This window comes from Pseudomonas sp. Gutcm_11s (assembly GCF_028649395.1).
Classification (GTDB): domain Bacteria; phylum Pseudomonadota; class Gammaproteobacteria; order Pseudomonadales; family Pseudomonadaceae; genus Aquipseudomonas.
Genome location: NZ_JAQSUW010000016.1, coordinates 122,385 through 146,866, shown reverse-complemented (window position 1 = coordinate 146,866; position 24,482 = coordinate 122,385). Strand labels below are relative to the sequence as shown.

Below are 24,482 nucleotides of genomic sequence, written 5' to 3'. Positions count from 1 at the left end.
CCGTCAGAACCCGCGTTCCAGCTGATCCAGACGCTCGTTCACCGCCACCCTGGCCTCGCGGATCTGCCGCTCGTCCTGTCCCTCCAGCACCCGCTGGAACTCACCTGTCAGACGGTCGACGTACTCGCGCATCTCGCCCAGGCACTCCTGGTACAGGCGATCGAGCCGAGCCAACAGCACACTATTCACTTGCTGCTCACGAGGGTGAACCTTGAGCCCTTCCAGGGCCTTGAGCTTGGTGGCGATCTCCTCCTTGCTCAGTACACCGGGATTGTTCTCGATGACCAGACGGTGATTCTCGCCGGTCAGCGGGATGCTCACATCAGCCTCCAGCAGACCGTTGCTGTCATAGGTGAATCGGATATCCAGGCATACCTCGCCGGCCTTGCGCGGCGGCACCGGCACGCTCAGCTCGCCGAGGAAGATGTTGTCCCTCACCAGGCGGCTCTCGCCCTGGAAAATCTTCACCAACACTTGCTTCTGGTTGTCATGCAGCGTCTGCACCTGCTCCACCCGGCTGACGGGCACCACGCAGTTGCGCTCGATAATCGGCAGGTAGTGGCCGCTCTCCATGCGTTCGCCATGCTGATGGGTCGTCTCGATGCCCATGCTGTAGGGGCAGACATCGGTGAGCACCACTTCGTCGAGCGCGGCATCACGTGCCTTGAGCGCAGCCTGGATGGCCGCGCCCTGGGCGATGACCTCGTCCGGGTTCAGATGCATGGACGGGAAGCGGCCGAACAACCCGGCTACAAGCTTGCGCACCAGCGGCATACGCGTGGTACCGCCGACCAGCAGGATCTCGTCGAGGTCGGCGACGCGAATCCTTGCATCGCGCAAGGCACGTTCGATGGGCCCGCGCAGACGTTCGAGAAAGGGCTCAAGGACTTGGCGCATGCGCTCCTGAGTGAAGGTCTCGCTCCACTCGCGGCCCGCGTCACGCAGGCTGAAGGTGGCGCTGTCGTCCTGACCCAATGCATGGCGCACCCGCTGGGCCTCACGGCGCAGGCGGTGGCGCAGCAGCGGCTGGCTGGCGTCAGGCAGATCGGTTCCCTGCTGGTCGAGGAAGCTTTTGACCAGCGCGTCGTCCAGATCCTCGCCACCGAGGAAGTTGTCGCCCGAACTGGCACGTACCTCCATCACGCCCTCGAAACGTTCCAGAATCGAGACGTCGAAGGTGCCGCCACCCAAGTCGAAAACCAGGAAGGTGGTTTCGTCCCTCTGGTGCACGCCATAGGCCAGTGCGGCGGCGGTGGGCTCATTGATCAGCTTGTCGACCTTGAGGCCGGCCAGTTCTCCAGCCACCCGGGTCGCCTTGCGCTGGGCATCGCTGAAGTAGGCGGGCACGCTGATCACCGCCTCGGTGACCGGCTCGCCGAAGGCACGCTCGACATCCGCCTTGAGGCTCTTCAGCACCAGCGCCGACAGCTCCTCGGGGCGGAAGCTGCGCTTGCCCAGACGCACTTCATGGGCACTACCCATGTAGCGTTTGAACAGCGCGGTGGTCAGCTGTGGATGGGTCTGCAGGCGTTCGCGGGCCACCTCACCGACCAGTACCTGGCCGTCGTCATCGAGACCGACCACGCTAGGAGTGATAAAGCTGCCAAGAGCATTGGCAACGAGTTGCGGAGCGCCATCGCGCCAAACGGCAACCAGGCTATTGGTGGTGCCAAGGTCTATACCGACGATCATGCCGGACATCACTCCTTTGACGTTAGAAGGCAGCCGCCCCGCATGCCGGAGCTGGCCAAAAGCCGGTATTTGAACTCAAGGCTGAGGGCCGGTAAAGCGCGAGCTATCAGCCGTTTCGCGCTCAGCGATTCCAGTCCTGCACCAGCGCTTCGGCTTCCTGCAACGAATCGAATCCGGTCAATGCCACGCGGCCATCGACCACCGGCTCCTGGATGATCGGCGCCAGGCGCAGTTCGCCATCGACTAAGAAAGCCAGCGGCTGCCCAACCTGGGCCCGGGTCAGCTCGGCCAGCCTATCCCGCCCATTGTCCGTTAGGGTCAGCACCACCGCCGGCTCACCCGCCGGGGTCAGCGCCATCTCCGCCAGTTGCACGTCCGCCTCGGTCAGCACTGCCTGTGGGGTTATCCACAAGCGCACGCCACTGTGGCGATCGGTCATGGCCTGCAGGCCGTCGGCATTGGCGGCACGCGCCGGATGAATGCCCAGGCGGTGTTCCGCCGAGGGCAGGCGCGCCTCGCTGGCGCAGCCGGCCAGCAGCGACAGGGATAAAGCTACGAGCAGCGCCCTCATGCCGGCACCAGCATGGCTTCGGCCACGGACTTGCGCGTGCCTCTGCCAACCAGTTGCTCGACCAGGGTCAGGGAAAACTCCAGTGCGGCCGCCGGGCCCTGGGCGGTGATGCAGTTGCCGTCGACCACCACCGGCGCATCGACGAAGGTGCAGCCGGACAGGCGGTCGCTGAACGCCGGGTAGCAGGTCATCCGCCGCTGGCGCAGCACGCCGTAGCCCTGCAGGGCCAGGGCCGGGGCCGCGCAGATGGCAGCGAACAGCTTGCCGGCCCTGGCCTGCTCGCGCACCTTGTCGGCCAACGGCTCGTGCTCGGCCAGGTGCTGCGCGCCGGGCATGCCGCCGGGCAGCACGATCAGGTCGAAGTCCTGGGCCAGCACGTCGACCAACATGGTGTCGGCGGTCACCCGGGTGCCGCGGGCGCAGGTGAACATGCGCCGGCTCTCGATGCTGGCGACCACCACCTCCACTTCGGCGCGGCGCAGCACGTCGATCAGGGTGATGGTTTCGATGTCTTCCACGCCGTCGGCGACGGCGATCAGGGCGCGACGGGTCATCTGCCTCCTCCACGGACGGAAACCGATACTGTCCGTCCGGTCATAAATTCACCGTTCGAGGGTGAGCTGGTATAGTGCGCGGCTTTTCCGGACCCGGCCCAAATTCGCCCTCGTGATCCTTCGAGCAGGCGGCCTTTGTGCTTTGCTTTCGCAGTCCGCAGACCATTGCCGCACCAGCCCCAAGGGGAGTTCACCATGCTGGAAAAGCTGTTCCAACTCAAGGCACACAACACCAACGTGCGCACCGAGATCCTGGCCGGGATCACCACCTTCCTGACCATGGCCTACATCCTCTTCGTCAACCCGGCGATCCTCGGTGAAACCGGCATGGACAAGGGTGCGGTGTTCGTCGCCACCTGCCTGGCCGCGGCCATCGGCTCGGCGGTGATGGGCCTGATCGCCAACTACCCGATCGCCCTGGCGCCCGGCATGGGCCTCAACGCCTTCTTCACCTACACCGTGGTCCTGCACATGGGTTACACCTGGCAGACCGCACTGGGCGCGGTGTTCATCTCCGCCACCCTGTTCTTCCTGCTGTCGATCTTCCGCATCCGCGAGTGGATCGTGAACAGCATCCCGCTGCCGCTGCGCTCGGCCATCGCCGCCGGTATCGGCCTGTTCCTGGCGCTGATCGCGCTGAAGGAAGCCGGCCTGGTGGTAGACAACCCGGCGACCCTGGTCGGCCTCGGTGACCTCACCTCCCCCGGCCCGCTGCTGGCGATCCTCGGCTTCTTCCTGATCGTCGCCCTCGAGGCTCGTCGCGTCACCGGCGCAGTGATGATCGGCATTCTGGTCGTCACCGCCATTGCCATCGCCATCGGCGTCACTCCGTTCGGCGGCATCGTTTCCATGCCTCCGTCGCTGGCCCCGACCTTCCTCCAGCTGGATCTGGCCGGCGCCTTCGAAGTGGGCATGATCAGCGTGATCTTCGCCTTCCTCTTCGTCGACCTGTTCGACAACACCGGTACCCTGATCGGCGTGGCCAAGCGCGCCGGACTGATGGACAAGGACGGCAACCTGCCGAAGATGGGCCGTGCCCTGATCGCCGACAGCACCGCGGCCATGGGCGGCTCGCTGCTCGGCACCAGCACCACCACCAGCTACATCGAGTCCGCCTCGGGCGTGGCCGCCGGTGGCCGCACCGGCCTGACCGCCATCGTGGTCGCCGTGCTGTTCCTGCTGGCACTGTTCTTCGCCCCGCTGGCCGGCACAGTTCCCGCGTTTGCTACTGCGCCGGCGCTGCTGTTCGTCGCCGTGCTGATGACCTCCGGCCTGGCCGAGATCGACTGGGACGACATCACCGTCGCCGCCCCGGTGGTGATCACCGCCCTGGCCATGCCGCTGACTTTCTCCATCGCCAACGGCATCGCCTTCGGCTTCATCGCCTGGGTGGTGATCAAGGCCATGGCCGGTCGCTTCAAGGAGATCAACCCGGCGCTGGCCATCCTCGCCGCGATCTTCGTCGCCAAGTTCGCCTTCGGCGTCAACGCATGATCCGCATTGGTGACCAGGCGGCCTACGCCGCCCAGCTGGACGACAAGGTCGCCCGCCTGCGCGAGCTGCTGGCGCCCTTCTCCGCGCCGGAGCCGGCGGTATTCGACTCGCCGCGCGAGCATTACCGCCTGCGCGCCGAGTTCCGCCTGTGGCGCGAGCAGGAAGAGCGCCACTACGCGATGTTCGAGGCTGGCGACAAACACACGCCGATCCTGATCGACGAGTTCCCCATCGCCAGCGTGCGCATCAACCAGCTGATGCCTCAGCTCAAGGCTGCCTGGCAGGCGAGCAAGGTACTGGCGTTCAAGCTGTTCCAGGTCGAGTTTCTCACCACCCTGAGCGGCGATGCGCTGATCACTCTGTGCTACCACCGCCCGCTCGATGCCGAGTGGCAGGCCGAAGCCGAGCAGCTGGCGGCCAAGCTGGGCGTCAGCCTGGTCGGCCGTTCGCGTGGCCAGCGCCTGGTGATCGGTCGTGATTACGTGCAGGAAGAAATGACCGTGGCCGGTCGCACCTTCAGCTACCGCCAGCCGGAGGGCGCCTTCACCCAGCCCAACGGCACGGTCTGCCAGAAGATGCTGCAGTGGGCCTACGACGCCCTCGGCGAGCGCCAGGAAGACCTGCTCGAGCTGTACTGCGGCAACGGCAACTTCACCCTGCCGCTGTCCACCCGCGTGCGCAAGGTACTGGCCACCGAGATCAGCAAGACCTCGGTGAATGCTGCGCTGGCCAACCTGGCCGACAACGGCATCGACAGCATCGAGCTGGTGCGCCTGAGTGCCGAGGAACTGACCCAGGCCCTCAACGAGGTGCGCCCGTTCCGCCGCCTGGCCGGCACCGACCTGAAGTCCTACGACTTCGGCACCGTGTTCGTCGACCCGCCGCGCGCCGGCATGGACCCGGACACCTGCGAGCTGACCCGGCGCTTCGACAACATCCTGTACATCTCCTGCAACCCGGAGACCCTGGCCGCCAACATCGCCCAGCTCAACGATACCCACCGTATCGAACGCTGCGCCCTGTTCGACCAGTTCCCCTGGACGCACCACATGGAAAGCGGTGTATTGCTGGTGCGGCGCTAAGCGCCGCGTCAGGTCAGGAGCGGCAAGCGAAAGCCATTCAGCGACAGCACCAATGCATGCCGGTCGGCCACCACCACTTCGGCCCGGTTGTTCTCATGCGCCAGGTAATCGCGCAGGGTGAACGGCAACTCCACCGGAACGCCGGCAATGGAAAGCTGCTCGCTGTGGATGCCGGTGAACTCGAAGCCACGCATCTCGGCGGCCCCTTGCAGCAGATACACATCGTCGCTCAGTGGCCGATACGACGGTGCGTGATTACCCAGGCAGGCCAGCGACGCCGCGTATGACGCCAGGCTGCTGCGCTCGTGTTCGGTAATGGCGCGATGTGGTTTGCCGTGACGGCGAAGGTCTTGCAGGTTCATGCGGTGCGATAGCGCACCGGCATAGATGCGCGACGCCTGAACTAGAAAAATGGCGACCAGCCCTACGCCGATCAGACCCAGAACGATATCCATATCGTGAGCTCCTTGTTGATGCGCGCGCATCATGCGGAGCCCAGGGCGAGCCTGCAATCTGCATGTCTCAGGCTGTGACCCAAACCTCAGCCATGAAAAAGCCCCGGCATGCCGGGGCTTTTTCGTTTCAGCCTGACGCTCAGTCCGCAGGGGCTCTGGCCACCTGGGTCTGCTCGTGCCAGCCGCCACCGAGGGCCTTGTACAGCTCGACCTCGCTGGTCAGCTGGTTGAGGCGGTCGCTGATCAGTTGCTGCTGGGTGCTGAACAGCTGGCGCTGGGCATCGAGCAGGGTCAGGTAGCTGTCCACGCCGGTGCGGAAACGGCGCTCGGCGAGGCGGTAGTACTCCTCGCTGGTGCTCACCAGGGCGCGCTGGGCGTCCAGCTGCTGGGCGTAGGTGGTACGCGCGGCGAGGCCGTCGGCGACTTCCTGGAAGGCGATCTGGATCGCCTTCTCGTAGCTCGCCACCTGGATGTCCTTCTGCACCTCGGCATAGTCGAGGCTGGCCTTCAGGCTGCCGGCGGTGAAGATCGGCAGGTTGATCTGCGGCTGGAACAGCCAGGTGCCGGAGCCGCCGTCGAACAGGCCGGACAGCTCGCCGCTGGCGCTACCGGCATTGGCGGTCAGGCTGATGCTCGGGAAGAACGCCGCCCGCGCAGCGCCGATGCTGGCGTTGGCCGCCTTCAGCGAATGCTCGGCCTGGAGCAGGTCCGGGCGACGCTGCAGCAGATCGGACGGCAGGCCGGCCGGTACTTCGGCCAGCAGGTCCTGATTCAGCACCTCACCCTGCGGCAGGTCGGCTGGCACGCCACCGCCAAGCAGGGTCGCCAGGGCGTTGCGGTCCTGGGCGACCAGGCGGCTGTACTGCGCCAGGCTGGCTTCGGCGCCCTGCACCGCGGTGCGCGCCTGGCTCAGCGACAGGGCATCGGCGACACCGACGTTGAAGCTGCGCTCGGTGAGGGCGTAGCTCTTGCGGTAGGTGTCCAGGGTGTCGCGGGTCAGTTGCAGGCGCTGCTGGTCGGCCTGCAGGGTCAGGTAGGCGTTGGCCACGCTGGCCACCAGGCTGATCTGCGCGCTGCGCTGCGCCTCTTCGCTGGCGAAGTACTGCTCCAGGGCCTGCTCGTTGAGGCTGCGCAGGCGCCCGAAGAAGTCGATCTCCCAGGCGTTGACGCCGACTGTGGCGCTGTACTGGCCGCTGGTGGCGGCCTCACCGCTGCTCGACAGGTCGGCAGGCAGGCGCTGGCGGGTGCCACTACCGGCGGCGGAGACGTTGGGGAACAGCTCCGCACGCTGGATGCGGTGCTGGGCGCGGTAGGCCTCGACGTTGAGCGCAGCGATGCGCAGGTCGCGGTTGTTGGCCAGGGCGGTTTCCACCAGGCGCTGCAGCGCCGGGTCGCGGAAGAATTCGCGCCAGCCCAGGGCATCCGCCGCGGTATTGGTTTCGCTGACACCGCTGGCGGTGTAGGCCTCGCCCACCGGCCACAGGCCGTCTACCGGCGCCTGCGGGCGCTGGTAGTCGGGGATCATGCTGCAGCCGCCGAGCAGGACGCTGGCGACGGCAAGGGACAACAGGGACTGCCTCACTGGACGGCCTCCTTCGACTCGGTTGCTTGCGCGCGCTTGTCCTTGAACATCGCGCTGACCATTACGTAGAACAGCGGCACCCAGAAGATCGCCAGCACCGCCGCGGTGAGCATGCCGCCGATCACGCCGGTACCGATGGCGTGCTTGCTGCCGGCACCGGCACCGCTGGAGATGGCCAGCGGCACGACGCCGAGGATGAACGCCAGCGAGGTCATGATGATCGGGCGCAGACGCATGCGGCAGGCCTCCACGGCCGCCTCGACGTAGCTCTTGCCCTGCTCGTGCAGCGCCTTGGCGAACTCGACGATGAGGATCGCGTTACGCGCCGACAGGCCGATGGTGGTGATCAGGCCGACCTGGAAGAACACATCGTTGGACAACCCGCGGCCCAGGGTGAACAGCAGCGCGCCGAACACGCCGAGTGGCACCACCAGCATCACCGAGAACGGGATCGACCAGCTCTCGTACAGCGCCGCCAGGCAGAGGAACACCACCAGCAGCGACAGGGCGTAGAGCGCCGGTGCCTGGGAGCCGGACAGGCGCTCCTCGTAGGACTGGCCGGTCCACGAATAACCCACGCCGGCCGGCAGCTGCTTGGTGATCTCCTCGACCGCGGCCATGGCATCACCCGAGCTGTAGCCCGGTGCCGGCTCGCCGAGTATCTCGATGGCGCTGACACCGTTGTAGCGCGACAGCTTCGGTGCACCGTAGACCCACTTGCCGCTGGCGAAGGCGCTGAACGGCACCATCTGCTCGGCGTCGTTGCGCACGAACCACTTGTCCAGATCTTCCGGATTCATCCGCGCGTTGGATACGCCCTGCAGGTAGACCTTCTTCACCCGTCCCTGGTCAATGAAGTCGTTGACGTAGCTACCGCCCCAGCCGATGGACAGGGTGGCGTTGACGTCGGACAGCGACACGCCGAGGGCGCGCACCTTCTCGTCGTCGATCAGCAGCTGGTACTGCGGCTCGTCGCGCAGGCCGTTGGCCCGTACGCGGGTCAGCACCGGGTTCTGCCCGGCCAGTTCGAGGAACTTGTCGCGCGCCTGGTTGAGCGTCTCGTGGCCGACACCGGCACGGTCCTGGAGGAACAGGTTGAAGCCAGTGGCGTTACCCAGTTCCATCACCGCCGGCGGGGCGAAGGCGAACACCATGGCATCGCGGAAGCCGAAGAAGTGCTGCTGGGCGCGCTGCGCCAGCTCGGCGACGTTCTGCCCGGCGGCGGTACGCTCACCCCACGGACGCAGCATGATGAAGGCCATGCCCGAGCTCTGGCCGCGACCGGCGAAGTTGAAGCCGGTGACGGTGAACACCGACTTGACCGTGTCGCCTTCGTCATCCAGCAGGTACTCGCGCATGTCGTCGACCACCGCCTGGGTGCGCTCGGCACTGGCGCCGGACGGCGTCTGCACCTGGGCGAACAGCACGCCCTGGTCTTCCTCGGGGAGGAAGGCGGTGGGGATCTTGGTGAACATCCAGGCCATCACCGCGACCAGCACCGCGTACACCAGCAGGTACGGCGTCTTGCGCTTGAGCATGGCGCGCACGCCACGCTCGTAGCCGTCGACGCTGCGCTCGAAGGTGCGGTTGAACCAGCCGAAGAAGCCGCGCTTCTCGTGGTGCTCGCCCTTGGCGATGGGCTTGAGCAGGGTGGCACAGAGCGCCGGGGTGAAGATCAGGGCGAGGATCACCGAGATCACCATGGCCGAGACGATGGTGATGGAGAACTGCCGATAGATCACACCCACCGAGCCGCCGAAGAAGGCCATCGGCAGCAGTACGGCAGACAGCACCACACCGATACCGACCAGCGCGCCCTGGATCTGGCCCATGGACTTGCGCGTCGCCTCGAGCGGCGACAGGCCCTCCTCACGCATCACCCGCTCGACGTTCTCCACCACCACGATGGCGTCGTCCACCAGCAGGCCGATGGCCAGGATCATGGCGAACATGGTCAGGGTGTTGATGCTGTAGCCGAACATCGCCAGCACGCCGAAGGTACCGAGCAGCACCACCGGCACCGCCAGGGTGGGGATGATGGTGGCGCGGAAGTTCTGCAGGAACAGGAACATCACCAGGAACACCAGGACGAAGGCCTCGACCAGGGTGCTCACCACCCCTTCGATGGAGGCCGAGATCACCGGCGTGGTGTCGTACGGGTAGACCACCTTCATGCCCGCCGGGAAGAACGGCTCCAGGTCACTGATGGTCTGGCGCAGCGCCTTGGCGGTATCCAGGGCGTTGGCGCCGGTAGCCAGCTTGACCGCCAGGCCGGAGGCCGGCAGGCCGTTGAACTGGGCGTTGATGCTGTAGTTCTCGCCACCCAGCTCGACCTTGGCCACGTCGCCCAGGCGTACCTGGGAACCGTCGCGGTTGACCTTGAGGAGGATGTTGCGGAACTCCTCCGGGGTCTGCAGGCGGGTCTTGCCGATGATGGTGGCGTTGAGCTGCTGACCTTCGCCGGCCGGCAGGCCGCCGAACTGGCCAGAGGAAATCTGCACGTTCTGCGCCTGGATCGCCGTCTTCACGTCGACCGGGGTCAGCTGGAAGTTGTTCAGCTTGGCCGGATCGAGCCAGATGCGCATGGCGTACTGGGCACCGAATACCTGGAAGTCGCCGACGCCCTTGGTCCGCGAGATCGGGTCCTGCATGTTGGACACGATGTAGTTGGCCAGGTCGTTACGGTCCATCGAACCGTCTTCGGAGACCACGCCGATGACCATCAGGAAGTTCTTCACCGCCTTGGTCACGCGGATGCCCTGCTGCTGCACTTCTTGCGGCAGCAACGGGGTGGCCAGCTGCAGCTTGTTCTGCACCTGGACCTGGGCAATGTCGGGGTTGGTGCCCTGATCGAAGGTCACGGTGATGGTCATGCTGCCGTCGGAGTTGCTCTCCGAGGACATGTAGCGCAGACCGTCGATGCCGTTCATCTGTTGCTCGATCACCTGCACCACGGTGTCCTGCACGGTCTGTGCAGAGGCACCCGGGTAGCTGACCTGGATGCCCACGGCGGGCGCGGCGATGCTCGGGTACTGGTTGATCGGTAGCTTGAGCACGGACAGGCCGCCCGCCAGCATGATCACCAGCGCGATCACCCAGGCGAAAATCGGCCGGTCGATAAAGAAGTTAACCATGGTCGTCGTTCCTTAGCGGCTGGCCTGATCCGGCTTGGCGGCCGGTGCGTCGGCGACGTTCTTCGCCGGGCTGGCCTCGACCTCGTCGCCCGGGCGGACGAACTGCAGGCCCTCGGTGATCAGCTTGTCGCCCGGCTGGAGGCCTGCGCTCACCAGCCAGCGATTGCCGCTGGTGCGCTCGGCGCTCAGCTCGCGCAGCTCGACCTTGTTCTCGCCATTGACCACCAGCGCGGTGGGCTGGCCCTGGCCGTTGCGGGTCACGCCTTGTTGCGGCGCGAGGATGGCCTGCTGGTTGACGCCGGCATTCAGGCTGGCGTGGACGAACATGCCCGGCAGCAGGTCGTGCTCGGGGTTGGGGAACACGGCGCGCAGGGTCACCGAGCCGGTGCCTTCGTCGACCGTCACCTCGGAGACTTCCAGGGTGCCCTCGTGCTGGTACTCGCTGCCGTCTTCCAGTTTCAGGGTGACCTTGGCGGCGCTGTCGCCGGCCTTCTCCAGCTGACCGTTGGCCAGCTCGCGACGCAGGCGCAGCAGATCCTTGATCGGCTGGGTAACGTCGACGTAGATCGGGTCGAGCTGCTGGATGGTCGCCAGCGCGGTGGCCTGGCCGTTGCTGACCAGCGCGCCCTCGGTTACCGCCGAACGGCCGACACGGCCGGAGATCGGCGCCAGTACCTTGGTGTAGCGCAGGTCGATACGCGCGCGCTCCAGCGCGGCCTCGGCGGAAAGCTGGGCGGCCCGCGCCTCGTCATAGGCCTGCTTGCTCACGGCCTGGTCACTGACCAGATCCTTGTAGCGCTCGGCCAGCGAACCGCTGGAGGCCAGGGTCGCCTGGGCGCTCTTGTAGCTGGCCTGATAGACGGCGGCGTCGATCTGGTACAGCTGCTGGCCGGCCTTGACCTCGGAGCCTTCCTTGAACAGGCGCTTCTGCAGGATGCCATCGACCTGCGGGCGGACCTCGGCGACGCGGAAGGCGGCGGTGCGCCCCGGCAGCTCGGCGGTCAGGGTGTAGGGCTGGGCCTGCAGGGTAACCACGCCCACGGCGGGCTTGTGGCTGACCGGCGGCGGGGTGCTCTCCTGGCAACCGGCGAGAATGAGCGTAGCCAGAGCGACGGCGGGAGCCATCACTGTCAGGGCAGGCTTCTTGGACATCTGAATCGACCTCATGTCAGGGACGGCCCGGTCGTGGGAGGACCGGGCGCGGGGCACGAAAGGACTGTTTAGCTGGCTAACGAATATACTTACATACTAGAATGTTTGTAAACGAGCAGAACTGCCGTATTCGTAACTTTTCTCATCCTTTACATAAAACTGCCCAACCATGGTCCGACGCACCAAAGAGGAAGCCGAAGAAACCCGCCAGCGGATACTGGATGCCGCCGAGCACCTGTTCCACGAACGGGGCGTCTCGCGCACCTCGCTGGCCGATATCGCCAGCGGCGCGGGGGTTACCCGTGGCGCCATCTACTGGCACTTCGAGAACAAGGTCGACCTGTTCCAGGCCATGCTCGAGCGCCTGCACCTGCCGCTGGAGGAGCTGGCCCAGGCCAGCGAGCGCGAGGACGAACCCAACCCGTTGGGGCAGACCCGCGAGCTGCTGGTGCGCCTGCTGCGCAACGTGGAAGTGGACGCGCAGAGCCGGCGCATCCAGGAAATCCTCGCGCACAAATGCGAGTACACCGACGACCTCGGCGACCTGCGGCAGAAGATGCAGGCCCTGCATGTGGAGTGCGACGAGCGTATCGAGAAATCGTTACGCAATGCGGTCAGCAAGGGCCAGCTACCGGCCGACCTCGACTGCCGCCGCGCCACCCTGTGCCTGCACGGCTACATCCACGGCCTGCAGGCCAACTGGCTGCTGGCGCCGGGCGGCGACTCGCTGGCGGCGCAGGCCGAGCCGCTGGTCGACGCCCTGCTCGACATGCTGCGCTGCAGCCACGCGCTACGTCGGCGTTGAGTCGCGCCGCAGCAGCCAGAACGCCAGGCCGGCCGAGACACCCTCGAAGAGCATGGCGTAGAGGTTGAAGGTCTGCTGCGCGCCGCCGTCCAGCCACATCCCGCCGATACGGGCAACGCACAGGCTGGCGTAGAGCAGCACCAGCAGCATCAGCGCCGGGCGCAGCAGCTCGCTACGCGCCAGCGCCAAACCCAGCCACGCCGCCAGCCCCAGCTGCAGGCCGCCGTAATAGGCGCGCACGTCGGTGATGGCGGCCGGCTCCATCAGCAGCATGCCACTGAGATTGGCGGTCTCCTGCGGGCGGATGAAGTAGGCCAGGCCGAAGCCGGCGAGCAGCAGGATCTGGACGATCAGGAACAGGCGAACGGGCAGCATCGGCGGTCTCCATGACGGGCGCAGAGCGAGCATAGGCCGAGCCGAAGCAGACGGAAACAGTCACGGCCTGGGACTGGCGATTACCCCGCGCTATCCTGCCGCGCATCCATTTCCCGAGGAATCCGCCATGCGCCTGCTGCCTCTCGCCGCCCTCCTGTTCGCCAGCGCCACCCAGGCCGCCGAGCCCATCACCATGGACGTCCACCGCGACGCCAACTGCGGCTGCTGCAAGGCCTGGATCAGCCACCTGGAAGAGAACGGCATCAAGGTCAACGACCTGGTCGAGGACGACATGAGCGCGGTCAAGCAGCGCCTCGGCGTGCCGCCGCGCCTGGCCTCGTGCCACACCGGCGTGATCGACGGCAAGTTCGTCGAAGGCCACGTACCGGCCCGCGACATTCTCGCCCTGCAGGGCCGCCCCGACCTGATCGGCGCCGCCGCACCGGGCATGCCGCACGGCTCGCCGGGCATGGAAACCGGCCGGGTGGATGCCTACCAGGTGATTGGCCTGGGCAAGGACGGCAAGGAAAGCGTGCTCGCCGACTATCCGGCCAAGTAATAGCAGGCTGGCGCCCTTCGCCGGCGAGGACGACACTGTCAGCCTCGGACGAATGAAGGAGCACGACCATGCGCTGGGAACGAGGTAGACGCAGCGACAACGTGGTGGATGCCCGTGGCGGCGGTGGCGGCATGCGCTTCGGTGGCGGCAAGGGCCTGAGCCTCGGTGGCATCGCCATCGTCGTGGTGGTCGGCCTGCTGATGGGCCAGGACCCGCTGACCATCCTCGGCAACGTGGTCAACCAGGGCGTGCAGCAGGGTGCCCCGGTGCAAGAACAGCGGGCGCCGGCAGCCAATGACCCGCAGACCGAATTCGTCCGTGCCGTGCTCGGCGACACCGAGGACACCTGGCGCGCCCTCTTCCAGGCCGCCGGCAAGCAATACCAGGACCCCAAGCTCGTGCTGTTCAATGGCGGAGTGCGCTCGGCCTGCGGCTTCGCGGATGCCGCCGTGGGCCCTTTCTATTGTCCCGGCGACAAGCAGGTCTACCTCGACCTGTCGTTCTTCCGCGAGATGGAAACCCGCTTCTCCGCCGCTGGCGACTTCGCCCAGGCCTATGTCATCGCCCACGAGGTCGGCCACCACGTGCAGACCCTGCTCGGCGTCTCGGCCAAGGTCAACGCGGCGCGCCAGCGCGGCGAGCGGGTGGAGGGCGACAACGGCCTGCTGGTGCGCCAGGAGCTGCAGGCCGACTGCCTGGCTGGCGTCTGGGCACACCACGCCCAGCAGCGCCTGAACTGGCTGGAGCCGGGCGACCTGGAAGAAGCGCTGAACGCTGCCAACGCCATCGGCGACGACCGCCTGCAGAAGCAGAGCCGCGGCACCGTGGTGCCGGACTCCTTCACCCACGGCACCTCGGCCCAGCGCGTGCGCTGGTTCAGCGCCGGCTTCGACAGCGGCCAGCCGGGCCGCTGCGATACCTTCAAGGCCGCCCGCCTCTAAGCGTCGCGGCCGTCCTGATAGGCCTTGGGTGACACGCCGAACCAGCCCTTGAACGCCTTGTAGAAGGCACTCGGTTCGGCGAAGCCCAGCTCGCGGCTGAGCTGCTCGACCCGGCAATCCGCCTGCTGCAGGCGACGCAACGCATGTTCGCGGCGCACCTCGGCGAGCAGTTCCGAGAAGCTGCAGCCCTCCTCGCGCAGATGGCGGTGCAGGGTCTGCCGGCTGGTGTGCAGCCGCCGGGCCACGGCCTGCACCGAGAAGGCGCCGTCGACCAGCCCCAGTTCGATCAGGTGCAGCACCTGCTGGCGCAGGCTGTGGTGGCTCGGCAAATGCGCCTGCATGTCGCTGACCCGCTGCAGCAGCAGGCCCTTGATGTAGTCGTTGCCACCGAGCAGCGGCAGGCGCATGTCGGCCGCCGCCATCTCGATGTAGTCCAGCGGCTCGCCGAAGCGCACCGGGCAACCCAGCACCTGGCGATAGCTGGCCGCCGCGGACAGCGGCATATGACGGAAGCCCACCCGCAACGGCACCAGCCGCGTGCCGCTCATCTGCCGGCCCCAGCACAACGCCGAACTCAGGCTGTATTCGCAGGCCGGGGGATGGCCGGCCAGGGGCGCGGTGAACAGGAAGTCGATGCGCACGTGGTCGGTGTATTGCTCGACCCGCAGGTTCTCGCACTCGCTCATCACCGGGCTGTGCCGGCGAAACAGCTCCAGCGCCTCGCCGAGGGTGGCGCTCATCGCTGCCAGGTTGGCCACCGGGCCGCGGCTCTGCAGGCCGCGCTGCTGGCCCAGTTGCAGGCCGAGATCGGCCGGCGCGCCACGCTCGGCGGCGAGCTGCCACAGGCGCAGCAGCCAGGCCACCGGGATGCGCGCCTCCAGGTCCAGCTGCGTGTCCGGCGCCAGGCCCAGTTCGGCGAGATCGGCCGGGCCGGCCAGCTGCAGGCGGCGCAGGCTCTGGTACAGGTCGAGGAGGAGCGACGCGGTGGCGCTCGGGGCGGTGTCCAGCATGGCAAATCCTTTCACCTGCGACGGAGGGTGATCGATTGTGCGCCGTCCGTGAGACGGATTGCCAGTTCCTTGCGACCGCAGGCTATCAACAGCCCGCTACCCCCTTGCGTAGATTGCCGGCAATAACAACAACATCGCGGGAATCCTGCCCATGCCCCATGCCGACCTGATCACCCTGCCCCACCTGCTCCATCGCCTGCCGCGCCTGCTGCTCAACCTGCCGGGCATCATCAAGGGCCTGCACATCGCCAGCCGCAGCCGTGGCGAGCGGCCCGGCGGCCTGGCCGACTGCGTAGAGCAGGCAGCGCGGCGCAACCCCAACGGCGTGGCGCTGATCCAGGGTGACGAGCAACTGACCTACGCCGAGTTCGACCGCTGGGCCAACCGCCTGGCCCAGCGCCTGCGTGCCGGCGGCCTGGAGCAGGGCGACTGCGCCGTGCTGCTGATGGAGAACCGCCTGGAGTTGCTGGCCTGCGTCACCGCCTGCACCAAGCTCGGCGTGGCCGTGGCGCTGCTCAACACCAGCCAGCGCGGCCAGGTGCTGGCGCACAGCATCAACCTGGTGAAGCCGCGCGTGGCCCTGGTCGGCGAGGAACTGCTGGAAGCCTTCGTGGAAGTGCAGGACAGCCTGACCCTGTCCGCAGACGCACGCTACTTCCTCGCCGACCGCCCGACCTGGCGCGACCCCGGCCAGGCCCCGGCCGGCTGGCACCACCTGGCGGCCGAGCAAGCGGGCCTGGCGGAACAGGCCCCTACGCCGTTGCGCCCGGTGTGCGCCGACGACCCGTGCTTCTACATCTACACCTCCGGCACCACCGGCCTGCCCAAGGCCGTGGTGTTCAACCACGGGCGCTTCCTCAAGGGCTATGGCGTGTTCGGCTTCGGCGCCGTGCGCCTTGGCCGCGAGGATCGCCTCTACGTCAGCCTGCCCTTCTATCACGCCACCGCCATGGTGGTGTGCTGGGGCTCGGTACTGGCCGGCGGCGCGGCGCTGATCATGGTGCGCAAGTTCAGCGCCAGCCGCTTCTGGGACGAGGTGCGCCGCCACGGCGCCACCGGCTTCGGCTACGTCGGCGAGCTGTGCCGCTACCTGCTGGACCGCCCGGCCCAGGCCGACGATGCCGACAACCGCGTGCGGGTGATGGTCGGCAACGGCCTGCGCCCGGCCATCTGGCAGACCTTCAAGCAGCGCTTCGGCATCGAGCGGGTAATGGAGCTGTACGCCTCCAGCGAGGGCAACATCGGCTTCACCAACCTGCTCAACCTGGACAACACGGTGGGTTTCTCGCCCTACCCCTACGCCATCGTCCACTACGACCGCGACAGCGAGGCACCCCGGCGCGACGCCCAGGGCCGCCTGCAGCGCGTAGCACGCGGCGAGGCCGGCCTGCTGCTCGGGCAGATCACCGAGAAGACCCCGTTCCACGGCTACACCGATGCCGGCAAGACCGAGAGCTGCATCCTGCGTGACGTGTTCGAGCCGGGCGACGCCTGGTTCAACACCGGCGACCTGATGCGCGACATGGGCTTCCGCCACGCCCAGTTCGTCGACCGCCTGGGCGATACCTTCCGCTGGAAGGGCGAGAACGTTTCCACCACCCAGGTGGAGGCGGTGCTCGACAGCATCGACGGAGTCAGCGAGGCGGTGGTCTACGGCGTGGAGATCGCCGGCACCAACGGTCGCGCCGGCATGGCCTGCATCCGCCTGGACCGCGAGCCGGCACAGGTCGATTTCCAAGCCCTGCTCACCGAGCTGCGCCGCGAACTGCCGGCCTATGCGGTGCCGCTGTTCCTGCGCCTGAGCGAGCAGATGGAAACCACTGGCACCTTCAAACACAAGAAGGCACCGCTCAAGGAACAGGGCTTCGACCCCAGCCGCTGCACCGACCCGCTGTACGCCTGGCTACCCGGCACGGAGAGCTATGTGGCAGTGAATGCCGAGCTGCATATGGCGATCCAGGGTGGCGAGTATCGCTACTGAAGGTCGGCCAGCAGCGCCGCACAGTCCACCGCGTGATGGTCAATCAACTCCGGCCAGGGATTGTCCGGCAGGTTGACCAGCACGCCCAGGGCGCCTGCGGCGCGGGCGCAGTCCAGGTCGAAGCGGTAGTCGCCGACCATCACCATCTCGCCCGGCTGCACGCCCCAGCGCTCTGCCAGTTGCAGCAGGCCGTCCGGGTCGGGCTTGGGAATCGCCTCGCCGCGACCGATCACATCGGCCGTGGCGAAGCAGTCACCGAGGCCGATGGCGGCCAGGGTCAGCAGCGCCAGTTCGTGGGCGTTGCGGGTGAGAATGCCAAGGCGGCAGCCGCGCTTGTGCAGCGCGCGCACCAGATCCACGGCGCCGACAGCGGCCACCGAACCGATGGCCAGCTCGCGCTCGTGCTCCAGCAGCCAGGCGTGCTTGGCCTGGGCTTCGGCCTCCGGCAAGGCGGCCAGATGATGGAGGATGTCCTCGTCCTGGGGAATGCCCAGTGCCCGCTTGATCGCCGGGAAGTCATGCACGGCCACCGTCAGGGTGCCGTCCATGTCGAATACCCAGTGGCGCGCTTCTCCTAACCTCACTTCCAGTCCTCGCGCAGGCGGGTCAGCCCCTCCTGACAGGACGAGGCGACCAGCTGGCCGGCGCGACTGAAGATGCTGGCGCGGGCGAAGCCGCGGGCATTGCCGGCCCAGGGGCTGTCCATGGCGTACAGCAGCCAGTCGTCCATGCGCAGGTCGCCGTGGAACCACAGGGCGTGGTCGAGACTGGCCACCTGCATGAACTTCTGGAACACCGACACGCCGTGGGGCTGCATCGAGGTAGTCAGCAGGTTGAAGTCGCTGGCGTAGGCCAGCAGCAGCTTGTGCAGCTGCGGCTCGGCCGGCAGTTCGCCGGCGGCGCGGAACCACACGTACTTCACCGGATCGCAGGGCTGTGGGGCGAAGGGGTTGATGCGTGTCACCGGACGGATCTCGATCGGCTTGTCGCTGGTCATCCGCTCGCGCATGCGCTCGGGGATCAGGTGCGCCACCTGGCGCGCCAGGTCGGTCTCCGAGGGAAGGCCCTCGGGGCCCGGCACGTCGGGCATCTGCAGCTGGTGGTGGAAGCCGTTCTCCTCGGCCTGGAACGAGGCGCTGCAGGTGAAGATCGGCTGGCCCTTCTGGATCGCCGTGACCCGCCGGGTGCTGAAGCTGCCGCCGTCGCGCACGCGGTCGACGCTGTACACCACCGGCAGCGCGGCGTCGCCGGGGCGCAGGAAATAACCGTGCAGCGAGTGCACATGGCGCGCCTCCTCCACCGTCTGGTTGGCCGCCGACACGCATTGGCCGAGCACCTGGCCGCCGAACAGCTGACGGAAGCCCAGGTCCTGGCTGCGCCCACGGAACAGGTTTTCCTCGATCTGCTCCATGCTCAGCAGGGACACCAGATCATCCAGCACTTGGCTCATACATCGCTCCTCGGCGGCACACGCAATTCAGAATAGGCCGGCGCGCTGGAGAGTCTCGTGTCCCATACGGCGCGGCCAATGGTGAAATGGTAAAGGCTTTGCCAGCGGCTGTCGGCCAGTTCCAGCAATTCGTGTACCTGATCGTCGAAGAAACAGCCGATTCCGGTACCGGACAGCCCCGCCGCCTCGGCCTCCAGATACAACAGCTGACCGATCTGCCCGCACTCCCAGAACAGCCGTGGATAGCACCACGGCCCCTCGGCCAGCGCCGTATCGAAGCGCGCCAGCATGGCCAGGGCCACGCAGCCATCGCTGGCGATGTCCTGGCCGCAGGAGAGGAAGCCGGCCAGACCACGGGCGTCGCCTTCGAGCAGGCGATACAGCGGCAGCTCGTCATGCGCGCGCTGCCAGGCAAAGTCGCCGCGCAGCCCTTCCGGCTGGGGCTGGCCGTCGCAGCGCGCCAGCCAGTACAAGCCCGGCTCAAGGCCCTGAACACGATGGACGAACAGCAGCAGATCCACCTGCGCCGGTTCACCCGTCACGGCGAAGGGCACCGGCGAGTTCTCCGGCAACAAGCGGCGCAGCCAGGCGAACAGCAGCTCGGCCTGGATGCCGGAGCGACCATCAAAGGCCTGGGCGCTGCGCCGCCGATGCAGAATCGGCCGCAGCGGCAGGCCGGGATTGTCGCTGCCGTCATGGCCGCTCGGGGCCTGCCAGTTCAATCCCGCCAGGGCCGGCGCACGACACAGCGCATGCACTCGCGCCAGTTCCGGCCACTCGCGGTACTGGCGCGACAACCGATTGGGCGTGCCGCTTAGCTCCAGAGCGGCCAGGCTGCGCAGCAGTGTTTCAGGCAAAGAGAACTCTTCCGTCGGCGGGCCGATCCACAGCAGGCAGTCGCCATGCTCGGCCTCGTGGAAGCCGTCGCGATCCAGCCCCAGCAAACCATCCAGCCGCACCTCGGCGACGCCGCGCAGCAGGCGCACCTGCCAGCCCTGGATCGCGGCAGCGATGCTCAGGCAGGCCAGCGCATGGCCGAGGTCGTGCTGGCAGTAGCGGTAGGCCCGCTCGCCGTACTTCCAGGCCTCGCGCCAGGGAATGCTGCCCAGCCCCAGGAGGAAACCGCCGGTCGGAAGTGCCGCGGCCAACTGCTCACCCAACGGAGCTGGCAGCTCGGCGCGAATCTCCAGGCCATGCGCATCCGGCGCGTAATGTGCCAACAGGCCTGGCTCCTCGATGCTGCCCGGCGGCAACAGCAGATAGGCCTCGGTCGGGTGCAGATTGCCGGACGACGGATTGACCCGCAGCGCCCAGCGGTTGCCACCGGATTCCTTCCAGGCGGACAGGGCCAGGCTGTCGTACAGCAGTTGCGAAATGCTGGTTCGATTGAGCGGCTGCGCCTGCCCAATCGGCCCGGCGAACGGCGCGTCGTAACCCGGCGTCTCCTCCAGCGGGCGCTGCCACAGTTCGATCAGACGAGCACCAGCGTAGCGCCGGAAGGGGGCCGGCTGGGTCGCCCAGTCCAGCTGACCGGGGCCTGGCGCATAGGCATTCGGCGCGTGCTTGCTCAGCACGTGGTAGGCGCGCACCTGCTGCTCAGCGTCCATCCCAGTCCTCCCGCTTGATGCGATAGAGCAGATGCGGGCGCAACGGATGCCCAGCCGGCAGGCTGGGATGCTCGAAGTCATCGGCCGGATCGCGGCACATACCCAGGCGCTCCATCACTCTCCAGGAGCGCAGGTTGGCCGGCGTGGTAAAGGCCACCACCTCGCCCAACTCCAACTCCTCGAAAGCGAACTGCAGCGAACGCCGCGCCGCCTCCAGCGCATAGCCCTGGCCCCAGTAGGGCCGGGCCAGGCGCCAGCCGGTCTCCACCGCTGGCACGAAGGGCGCGGCAAAACCTACCCGCGCCAACCCGGTGAAGCCGACGACGGCACCATCCTCGCGCCGCTCCAGGCACCAGAAGGTGAAGCCATGCTCGGCCTGGTGCGCCATCAACTTGCCGAGCAGCTCGGCGCTGCCGGCGCGATCCAGCACGGCGGGGAAATGCGCCATCACCTCGGGGTCGGCGCACAGCTGCGCCAGGGCATCGAGATCGTCGTCGCGCCAGGGGCGCAGGATCAGGCGCTCGCTGGTCAGGGTCGTGGTCATATACTGGGCTCGCCTAGTTTTTCAAATGGCTGCGAGAGTTGCTCATTATGCTGCCGCTGGTTTACCACGACGACTACAGCCCGCCCTTCCCGGCCAACCACCGCTTCCCCATGGAGAAGTTCCGCCTGCTGCGCGACCACCTGGTGGACAGCGGCCTGGTGCGCGACGAAGAGCTGCATCGCCCCGATATCTGCCCGCCGGACATCCTCGCCCTGGCCCACTGCCCGGACTATATCGAGCGCTTCGCCAGCGGCGAGCTGACCTACCAGGAACAGCGCCGCCTGGGCCTGCCCTGGAGTGAAGCGCTGGCCCGGCGCACCGTGCGCGCGGTAGGCGGCTCACTACTGGCAGCCGAACTGGCGCTCGAACAGGGCATCGCCTGCCACCTGGCCGGCGGCACTCACCATGCACACTTCGACGAGGCCTCCGGCTTCTGCATCTTCAACGACCTGGCGGTGATGGCCCGCTACCTGCTGGAGAGCGGCCGCGTCGGCCGGGTGCTGATCTACGACTGCGACGTGCACCAGGGCGACGGTACCGCGCGCCTGCTGGAGAACGTGCCCGACGCCATCACCGTGTCGCTGCACTGCGAGAAGAACTTCCCGACGCGCAAGGCCAGGAGCGACTGGGACATCGGCCTGCCGATCGGCATGGACGACGCCAACTACCTCAAGGTGGTGCACGACAGCCTGGGCTACCTGCTGGCCCTGTACCAGCCGGATATCGTGCTCTACGACGGCGGCGTCGACGTGCACAAGGATGACCGCCTCGGCTACCTGCAACTGACCGACGCCGGCATCGCCGCCCGCGACGAGGCAGTGTTCCGCCACTGCCTGGAGCGCGAAATCCCGGTGGTAGGGGTGATCGGCGGCGGCTACGACCAGGACCGCGCCCTTCTCGCCCGCCGCCACGGCATCCTGCATCACAGCGCCGCGCGGGTGTGGCGCGCGGCGGGGCTGCGTTAGCTCGCTAATACCTTGTCGAGCGCCTGTTCGAGGGTGGCCACGGTACGATCGACATTGCCCAGCTTGTCCAGGCCAAACAGGCCGAGGCGGAAGGTCTGGAAGTCAGCCGGCTCATCGCACTGCAGCGGCACGCCGGCAGCGATCTGCAGGCCCTGGGCGGCGAACTTGCTGCCGTTCTTGATCTGCGCATCGTCGGTGTAGCAGACCACCACGCCAGGCGCCTCGAAGCCCTCGGCGGCGACACTCTTGAAGCCCCTGCTGGCGAGCAGCGCACGTACGCGGCGGCCCAGTTCGCGCTGCTGCTCGCAGACCTTGGCGAAGCCATTGGCCTCGGCCTCCTGCATGGCGTCGCGGAAGCGCGCCAGAGCGTCGCTGGGCATGGTCGCGTGGTAGGCATGGCCACCCTGTTCGTAGGCCTGCATGATCTGCAGCCACTTCTTCAGGTCACAGGCGAAGCTGCTGCTCTGGGTCGCTTCGACGCGGGCCTGGGCAGCCTCGCTGAGCATCACCAGGGCACAACAGGGCGAGGCGCTCCAGCCCTTCTGTGGCGCGCTGATCAGCACGTCGATACCGCACGCCTGCATATCCACCCAGAGGGTGCCGGAGGCAATGCAGTCGAGCACGAACAGACCGCCCACCGCGTGTACGGCATCGGCCACGGCGCGCAGGTAATCGTCGGGCAGGATCATCCCCGACGAAGTCTCCACATGAGGCGCGAACACCACTTGCGGCTTCTCTGCCGCAATGGTCGCCAGCACCTCGTCCAGCGGCGCCGGTGCATAGGCCGCCTGAGCACCAGCAGTTACCGGACGCGCCTTGAGCACGGTGGACTCGGCAGGGATCTGGCCCATCTCGAAGATCTGCGTCCAGCGGTAGCTGAACCAGCCATTGCGGATCACCAGGGTCTTCTGCCCGGTCGCCAACTGGCGTGCCACCGCCTCCATGCCGAAGGTGCCGCTGCCGGGCACCACGGCCACGGCGTGGGCGCTGTAGACCCGCTTCAGGGTGCTGGAGATGTCCCGCATCACGCCCTGGAAGGACTGCGACATGTGGTTGAGGGAGCGGTCGGTGTAGACCACCGAATATTCGAGCAGACCTTCGGGGTCGACACTGGGATAGAGGCCGGACATGGCACTGGCTCCTGCTGGGATTAAAGCCCCAGACCCTGCCCGAAGCCCGCGCAGATGACAAGGCTGGCGGCCGATGCCTCGGGTAGAATGCCGCCTTCCCATCGCCTTTTCCCGACTCGCCATGACCGATTCCACCAGCCGTTCCGCCCCTTGCGTCGCCGTCATCGGCGGCGGCCCCGCCGGGCTGATGGCCGCCGAGGTGCTGGCCGCCGGTGGCGCGCATGTCGAGCTGTTCGACGCCATGCCCTCGGTCGGGCGCAAGTTCCTCCTGGCCGGCGTCGGAGGGATGAACATCACCCACTCCGAAGCCAAGGCGCCGTTCCTCGCCCGCTACCGCGAGCGTGAACAGGAGATCGCCGCGCTGCTGGCGGACTTCGACGCCGAGGCCTTGCGCGCCTGGATTCACGGCCTGGGCATCGACACCTTTGTCGGCACCTCGGGTCGCGTTTTCCCTACCGATATGAAGGCCGCCCCGCTGCTACGCGCCTGGCTCAAGCGCCTGCGCGAGACCGGCGTGGCGATTCATACGCGCAGCCGTTGGATGGGCTGGGACGCGAGCGGCGCATTGCGCATCGCCGGTGCCGATGGCGAACGCCTGCTGCAAGCAGATGCCTGTGTGCTGGCCCTCGGTGGCGGCAGCTGGGCACGGCTTGGCTCGGACGGCGCCTGGGTGCCGCTGCTGGAGCAGCGCGGAGTCGAGGTCTCGACACTGCGCCCGGCCAACAGCGGCTTCGAGGTGGCCGGCTGGAGCGAGCACCTGCGCGGCAAGTTCGCCGGTGCGCCGCTGAAGAACGTCACCCTGGCACTCGACGGCGAACCGTCGCGGCGCGGCGAATTCGTCCTCACCGAGCACGGCATCGAGGGCAGCCTGGTCTATGCGCTATCCGCGGCCATCCGCCAGCGCATCGAGCAGGATGGCAGCGCCCTGGTCCGCCTGGATCTGCAGCCGGATCGCAGCATCGATAAGGTCGAAGCGCTGCTGAGCAAGCCGCGCGGCTCGGCATCGATGGCCAAGCACCTGCACCGCCAGCTAGGCCTCGACGGCGCCAAGGCCGCGCTGCTGCGCGAGCTAACCAGCGCCGAAGACTTCACCGACATGCCGCGCCTGGCGCGAGCGATCAAAGCGCTGCCGATCGAACTGCTGTACACCCGCCCGCTGGACGAGGCCATCTCCAGCGCAGGTGGCGTGACCTTCGCGGCGCTCGATCAGAATCTGATGCTGCGCCAGCTGCCCGGCACCTTCTGCGCCGGTGAGATGCTCGACTGGGAAGCGCCCACCGGCGGCTACCTGCTCACCGCCTGCTTCGCCAGTGGCCGCGTCGCCGGGCTGGGTGCACTGCAGTGGCTGCGCCAGCGCGGCGCGCTGTAAACCACCGACAAGAGGCCCGGCAGCAGCCGT

General features: G+C 67.3%; 22 protein-coding genes. 8 read left to right on the top strand and 14 right to left on the bottom strand.

Annotation, left to right across the window (positions count from 1 at the left end; genetic code table 11):
* Positions 1–3: 3 nt before the first annotated feature.
* The 3 genes from PTT45_RS16920 to PTT45_RS16910 form a co-directional block, all read right to left on the bottom strand.
* On the bottom strand, positions 4–1,692 hold the full coding sequence (locus tag PTT45_RS16920) for an Hsp70 family protein (protein ID WP_273814802.1): 1,689 nt from the start codon (positions 1,690–1,692) through the stop codon (positions 4–6).
* A gap of 121 nt (positions 1,693–1,813) precedes the next feature.
* Positions 1,814–2,263, bottom strand: coding sequence for a SecDF P1 head subdomain-containing protein (locus PTT45_RS16915; RefSeq protein ID WP_273814801.1), 450 nt, complete (start codon positions 2,261–2,263; stop codon positions 1,814–1,816).
* Positions 2,260–2,817 carry a DJ-1 family glyoxalase III gene (locus PTT45_RS16910; RefSeq protein WP_273814799.1) on the bottom strand — a complete coding sequence of 186 codons (558 nt, stop codon included), beginning with the start codon at positions 2,815–2,817 and terminating at the stop codon, positions 2,260–2,262. The genes PTT45_RS16915 and PTT45_RS16910 overlap by 4 nt, the downstream gene beginning before the upstream one ends.
* A 195-nt stretch (positions 2,818–3,012) precedes the next feature.
* On the opposite strand from PTT45_RS16910, the gene PTT45_RS16905 reads away from it, so the two are divergent.
* Together PTT45_RS16905 and trmA are read left to right on the top strand one after the other, a co-directional pair.
* The gene (locus tag PTT45_RS16905) at positions 3,013–4,311 is read left to right on the top strand and encodes an NCS2 family permease (protein WP_273814797.1); all 1,299 of its coding nucleotides are present in this window, start codon (positions 3,013–3,015) and stop codon (positions 4,309–4,311) included.
* Positions 4,308–5,393 carry a tRNA (uridine(54)-C5)-methyltransferase TrmA gene (gene trmA / locus PTT45_RS16900; RefSeq protein WP_273814795.1) on the top strand — a complete coding sequence of 362 codons (1,086 nt, stop codon included), beginning with the start codon at positions 4,308–4,310 and terminating at the stop codon, positions 5,391–5,393. The genes PTT45_RS16905 and trmA overlap by 4 nt, the downstream gene beginning before the upstream one ends.
* A gap of 8 nt (positions 5,394–5,401) precedes the next feature.
* Here trmA and PTT45_RS16895 read toward each other — a convergent pair whose 3' ends face one another.
* The 4 genes from PTT45_RS16895 to PTT45_RS16880 all read right to left on the bottom strand — a co-directional run bounded on the left by PTT45_RS16895 (position 5,402) and on the right by PTT45_RS16880 (position 11,716).
* Entirely contained in the window at positions 5,402–5,848 is a 447-nt protein-coding gene (locus PTT45_RS16895; RefSeq protein ID WP_273814794.1) for a hypothetical protein, read from the bottom strand.
* Positions 5,849–5,987: 139 nt separating this feature from the next.
* Entirely contained in the window at positions 5,988–7,430 is a 1,443-nt protein-coding gene (locus tag PTT45_RS16890; RefSeq protein WP_273814792.1) for an AdeC/AdeK/OprM family multidrug efflux complex outer membrane factor, read from the bottom strand.
* Positions 7,427–10,564 (bottom strand): efflux RND transporter permease subunit, encoded by a 3,138-nt coding sequence (locus tag PTT45_RS16885; RefSeq protein WP_273814791.1) that lies wholly within the window; start codon positions 10,562–10,564, stop codon positions 7,427–7,429. Before PTT45_RS16885 ends, PTT45_RS16890 begins: the two co-directional genes overlap by 4 nt.
* 12 nt (positions 10,565–10,576) lie before the next feature.
* Positions 10,577–11,716, bottom strand: coding sequence for an efflux RND transporter periplasmic adaptor subunit (locus tag PTT45_RS16880; protein WP_273814789.1), 1,140 nt, complete (start codon positions 11,714–11,716; stop codon positions 10,577–10,579).
* A 169-nt stretch (positions 11,717–11,885) separates the two neighbouring features.
* Here PTT45_RS16880 and PTT45_RS16875 point away from each other — a divergent pair, with 169 nt between their 5' ends.
* Positions 11,886–12,521 (top strand): TetR family transcriptional regulator, encoded by a 636-nt coding sequence (locus tag PTT45_RS16875; protein WP_273814788.1) that lies wholly within the window; start codon positions 11,886–11,888, stop codon positions 12,519–12,521.
* Here the strand turns inward: PTT45_RS16875 and PTT45_RS16870 are convergent.
* Entirely contained in the window at positions 12,507–12,896 is a 390-nt protein-coding gene (locus PTT45_RS16870) for a DUF4345 domain-containing protein (RefSeq protein ID WP_273814787.1), read from the bottom strand. The genes PTT45_RS16875 and PTT45_RS16870 overlap by 15 nt on opposite strands.
* A 127-nt stretch (positions 12,897–13,023) precedes the next feature.
* Between PTT45_RS16870 and PTT45_RS16865 the strand changes: the two genes are divergently transcribed.
* Both PTT45_RS16865 and ypfJ read left to right on the top strand, forming a co-directional pair.
* The gene (locus tag PTT45_RS16865) at positions 13,024–13,455 is read left to right on the top strand and encodes a DUF411 domain-containing protein (protein WP_273814786.1); all 432 of its coding nucleotides are present in this window, start codon (positions 13,024–13,026) and stop codon (positions 13,453–13,455) included.
* A gap of 68 nt (positions 13,456–13,523) precedes the next feature.
* Entirely contained in the window at positions 13,524–14,396 is an 873-nt protein-coding gene (ypfJ, locus tag PTT45_RS16860; protein WP_273814785.1) for a KPN_02809 family neutral zinc metallopeptidase, read from the top strand.
* Here the strand turns inward: ypfJ and PTT45_RS16855 are convergent.
* Positions 14,393–15,406: an AraC family transcriptional regulator gene (locus PTT45_RS16855; protein WP_273814784.1), complete on the bottom strand. Its 1,014-nt coding sequence runs from the start codon at positions 15,404–15,406 to the stop codon at positions 14,393–14,395. The two genes, ypfJ and PTT45_RS16855, sit on opposite strands and share 4 nt — an antisense overlap.
* A 151-nt stretch (positions 15,407–15,557) precedes the next feature.
* Here PTT45_RS16855 and PTT45_RS16850 point away from each other — a divergent pair, with 151 nt between their 5' ends.
* Positions 15,558–17,387, top strand: coding sequence for a long-chain-acyl-CoA synthetase (locus tag PTT45_RS16850; RefSeq protein ID WP_273814783.1), 1,830 nt, complete (start codon positions 15,558–15,560; stop codon positions 17,385–17,387).
* Here PTT45_RS16850 and PTT45_RS16845 read toward each other — a convergent pair.
* Genes PTT45_RS16845 through PTT45_RS16830 form a run of 4 tightly spaced genes read right to left on the bottom strand, consistent with a single transcriptional unit; the run spans position 17,381 to position 20,988 of the window.
* The gene (locus PTT45_RS16845) at positions 17,381–17,971 is read right to left on the bottom strand and encodes an HAD family hydrolase (protein WP_273814782.1); all 591 of its coding nucleotides are present in this window, start codon (positions 17,969–17,971) and stop codon (positions 17,381–17,383) included. The genes PTT45_RS16850 and PTT45_RS16845 overlap by 7 nt on opposite strands.
* The gene (gene tesB / locus PTT45_RS16840) at positions 17,968–18,837 is read right to left on the bottom strand and encodes an acyl-CoA thioesterase II (protein ID WP_273814781.1); all 870 of its coding nucleotides are present in this window, start codon (positions 18,835–18,837) and stop codon (positions 17,968–17,970) included. The genes PTT45_RS16845 and tesB overlap by 4 nt, the downstream gene beginning before the upstream one ends.
* Positions 18,834–20,444 (bottom strand): SagB/ThcOx family dehydrogenase, encoded by a 1,611-nt coding sequence (locus PTT45_RS16835; RefSeq protein WP_273814780.1) that lies wholly within the window; start codon positions 20,442–20,444, stop codon positions 18,834–18,836. The genes tesB and PTT45_RS16835 overlap by 4 nt, the downstream gene beginning before the upstream one ends.
* A complete protein-coding gene (locus PTT45_RS16830; protein ID WP_273814779.1) occupies positions 20,434–20,988 on the bottom strand; it encodes a GNAT family N-acetyltransferase in 555 nt (184 codons plus the stop codon). Before PTT45_RS16830 ends, PTT45_RS16835 begins: the two co-directional genes overlap by 11 nt.
* 44 nt (positions 20,989–21,032) lie before the next feature.
* Here PTT45_RS16830 and PTT45_RS16825 point away from each other — a divergent pair, with 44 nt between their 5' ends.
* The gene (locus PTT45_RS16825) at positions 21,033–21,953 is read left to right on the top strand and encodes a histone deacetylase family protein (RefSeq protein WP_273815263.1); all 921 of its coding nucleotides are present in this window, start codon (positions 21,033–21,035) and stop codon (positions 21,951–21,953) included.
* Here PTT45_RS16825 and PTT45_RS16820 read toward each other — a convergent pair.
* Positions 21,950–23,083 (bottom strand): aminotransferase class V-fold PLP-dependent enzyme, encoded by a 1,134-nt coding sequence (locus tag PTT45_RS16820; protein WP_273814778.1) that lies wholly within the window; start codon positions 23,081–23,083, stop codon positions 21,950–21,952. The genes PTT45_RS16825 and PTT45_RS16820 overlap by 4 nt on opposite strands.
* Positions 23,084–23,204: 121 nt before the next feature.
* Between PTT45_RS16820 and PTT45_RS16815 the strand changes: the two genes are divergently transcribed.
* Entirely contained in the window at positions 23,205–24,452 is a 1,248-nt protein-coding gene (locus PTT45_RS16815; RefSeq protein WP_273814777.1) for a TIGR03862 family flavoprotein, read from the top strand.
* Positions 24,453–24,482 lie beyond the last annotated feature (30 nt).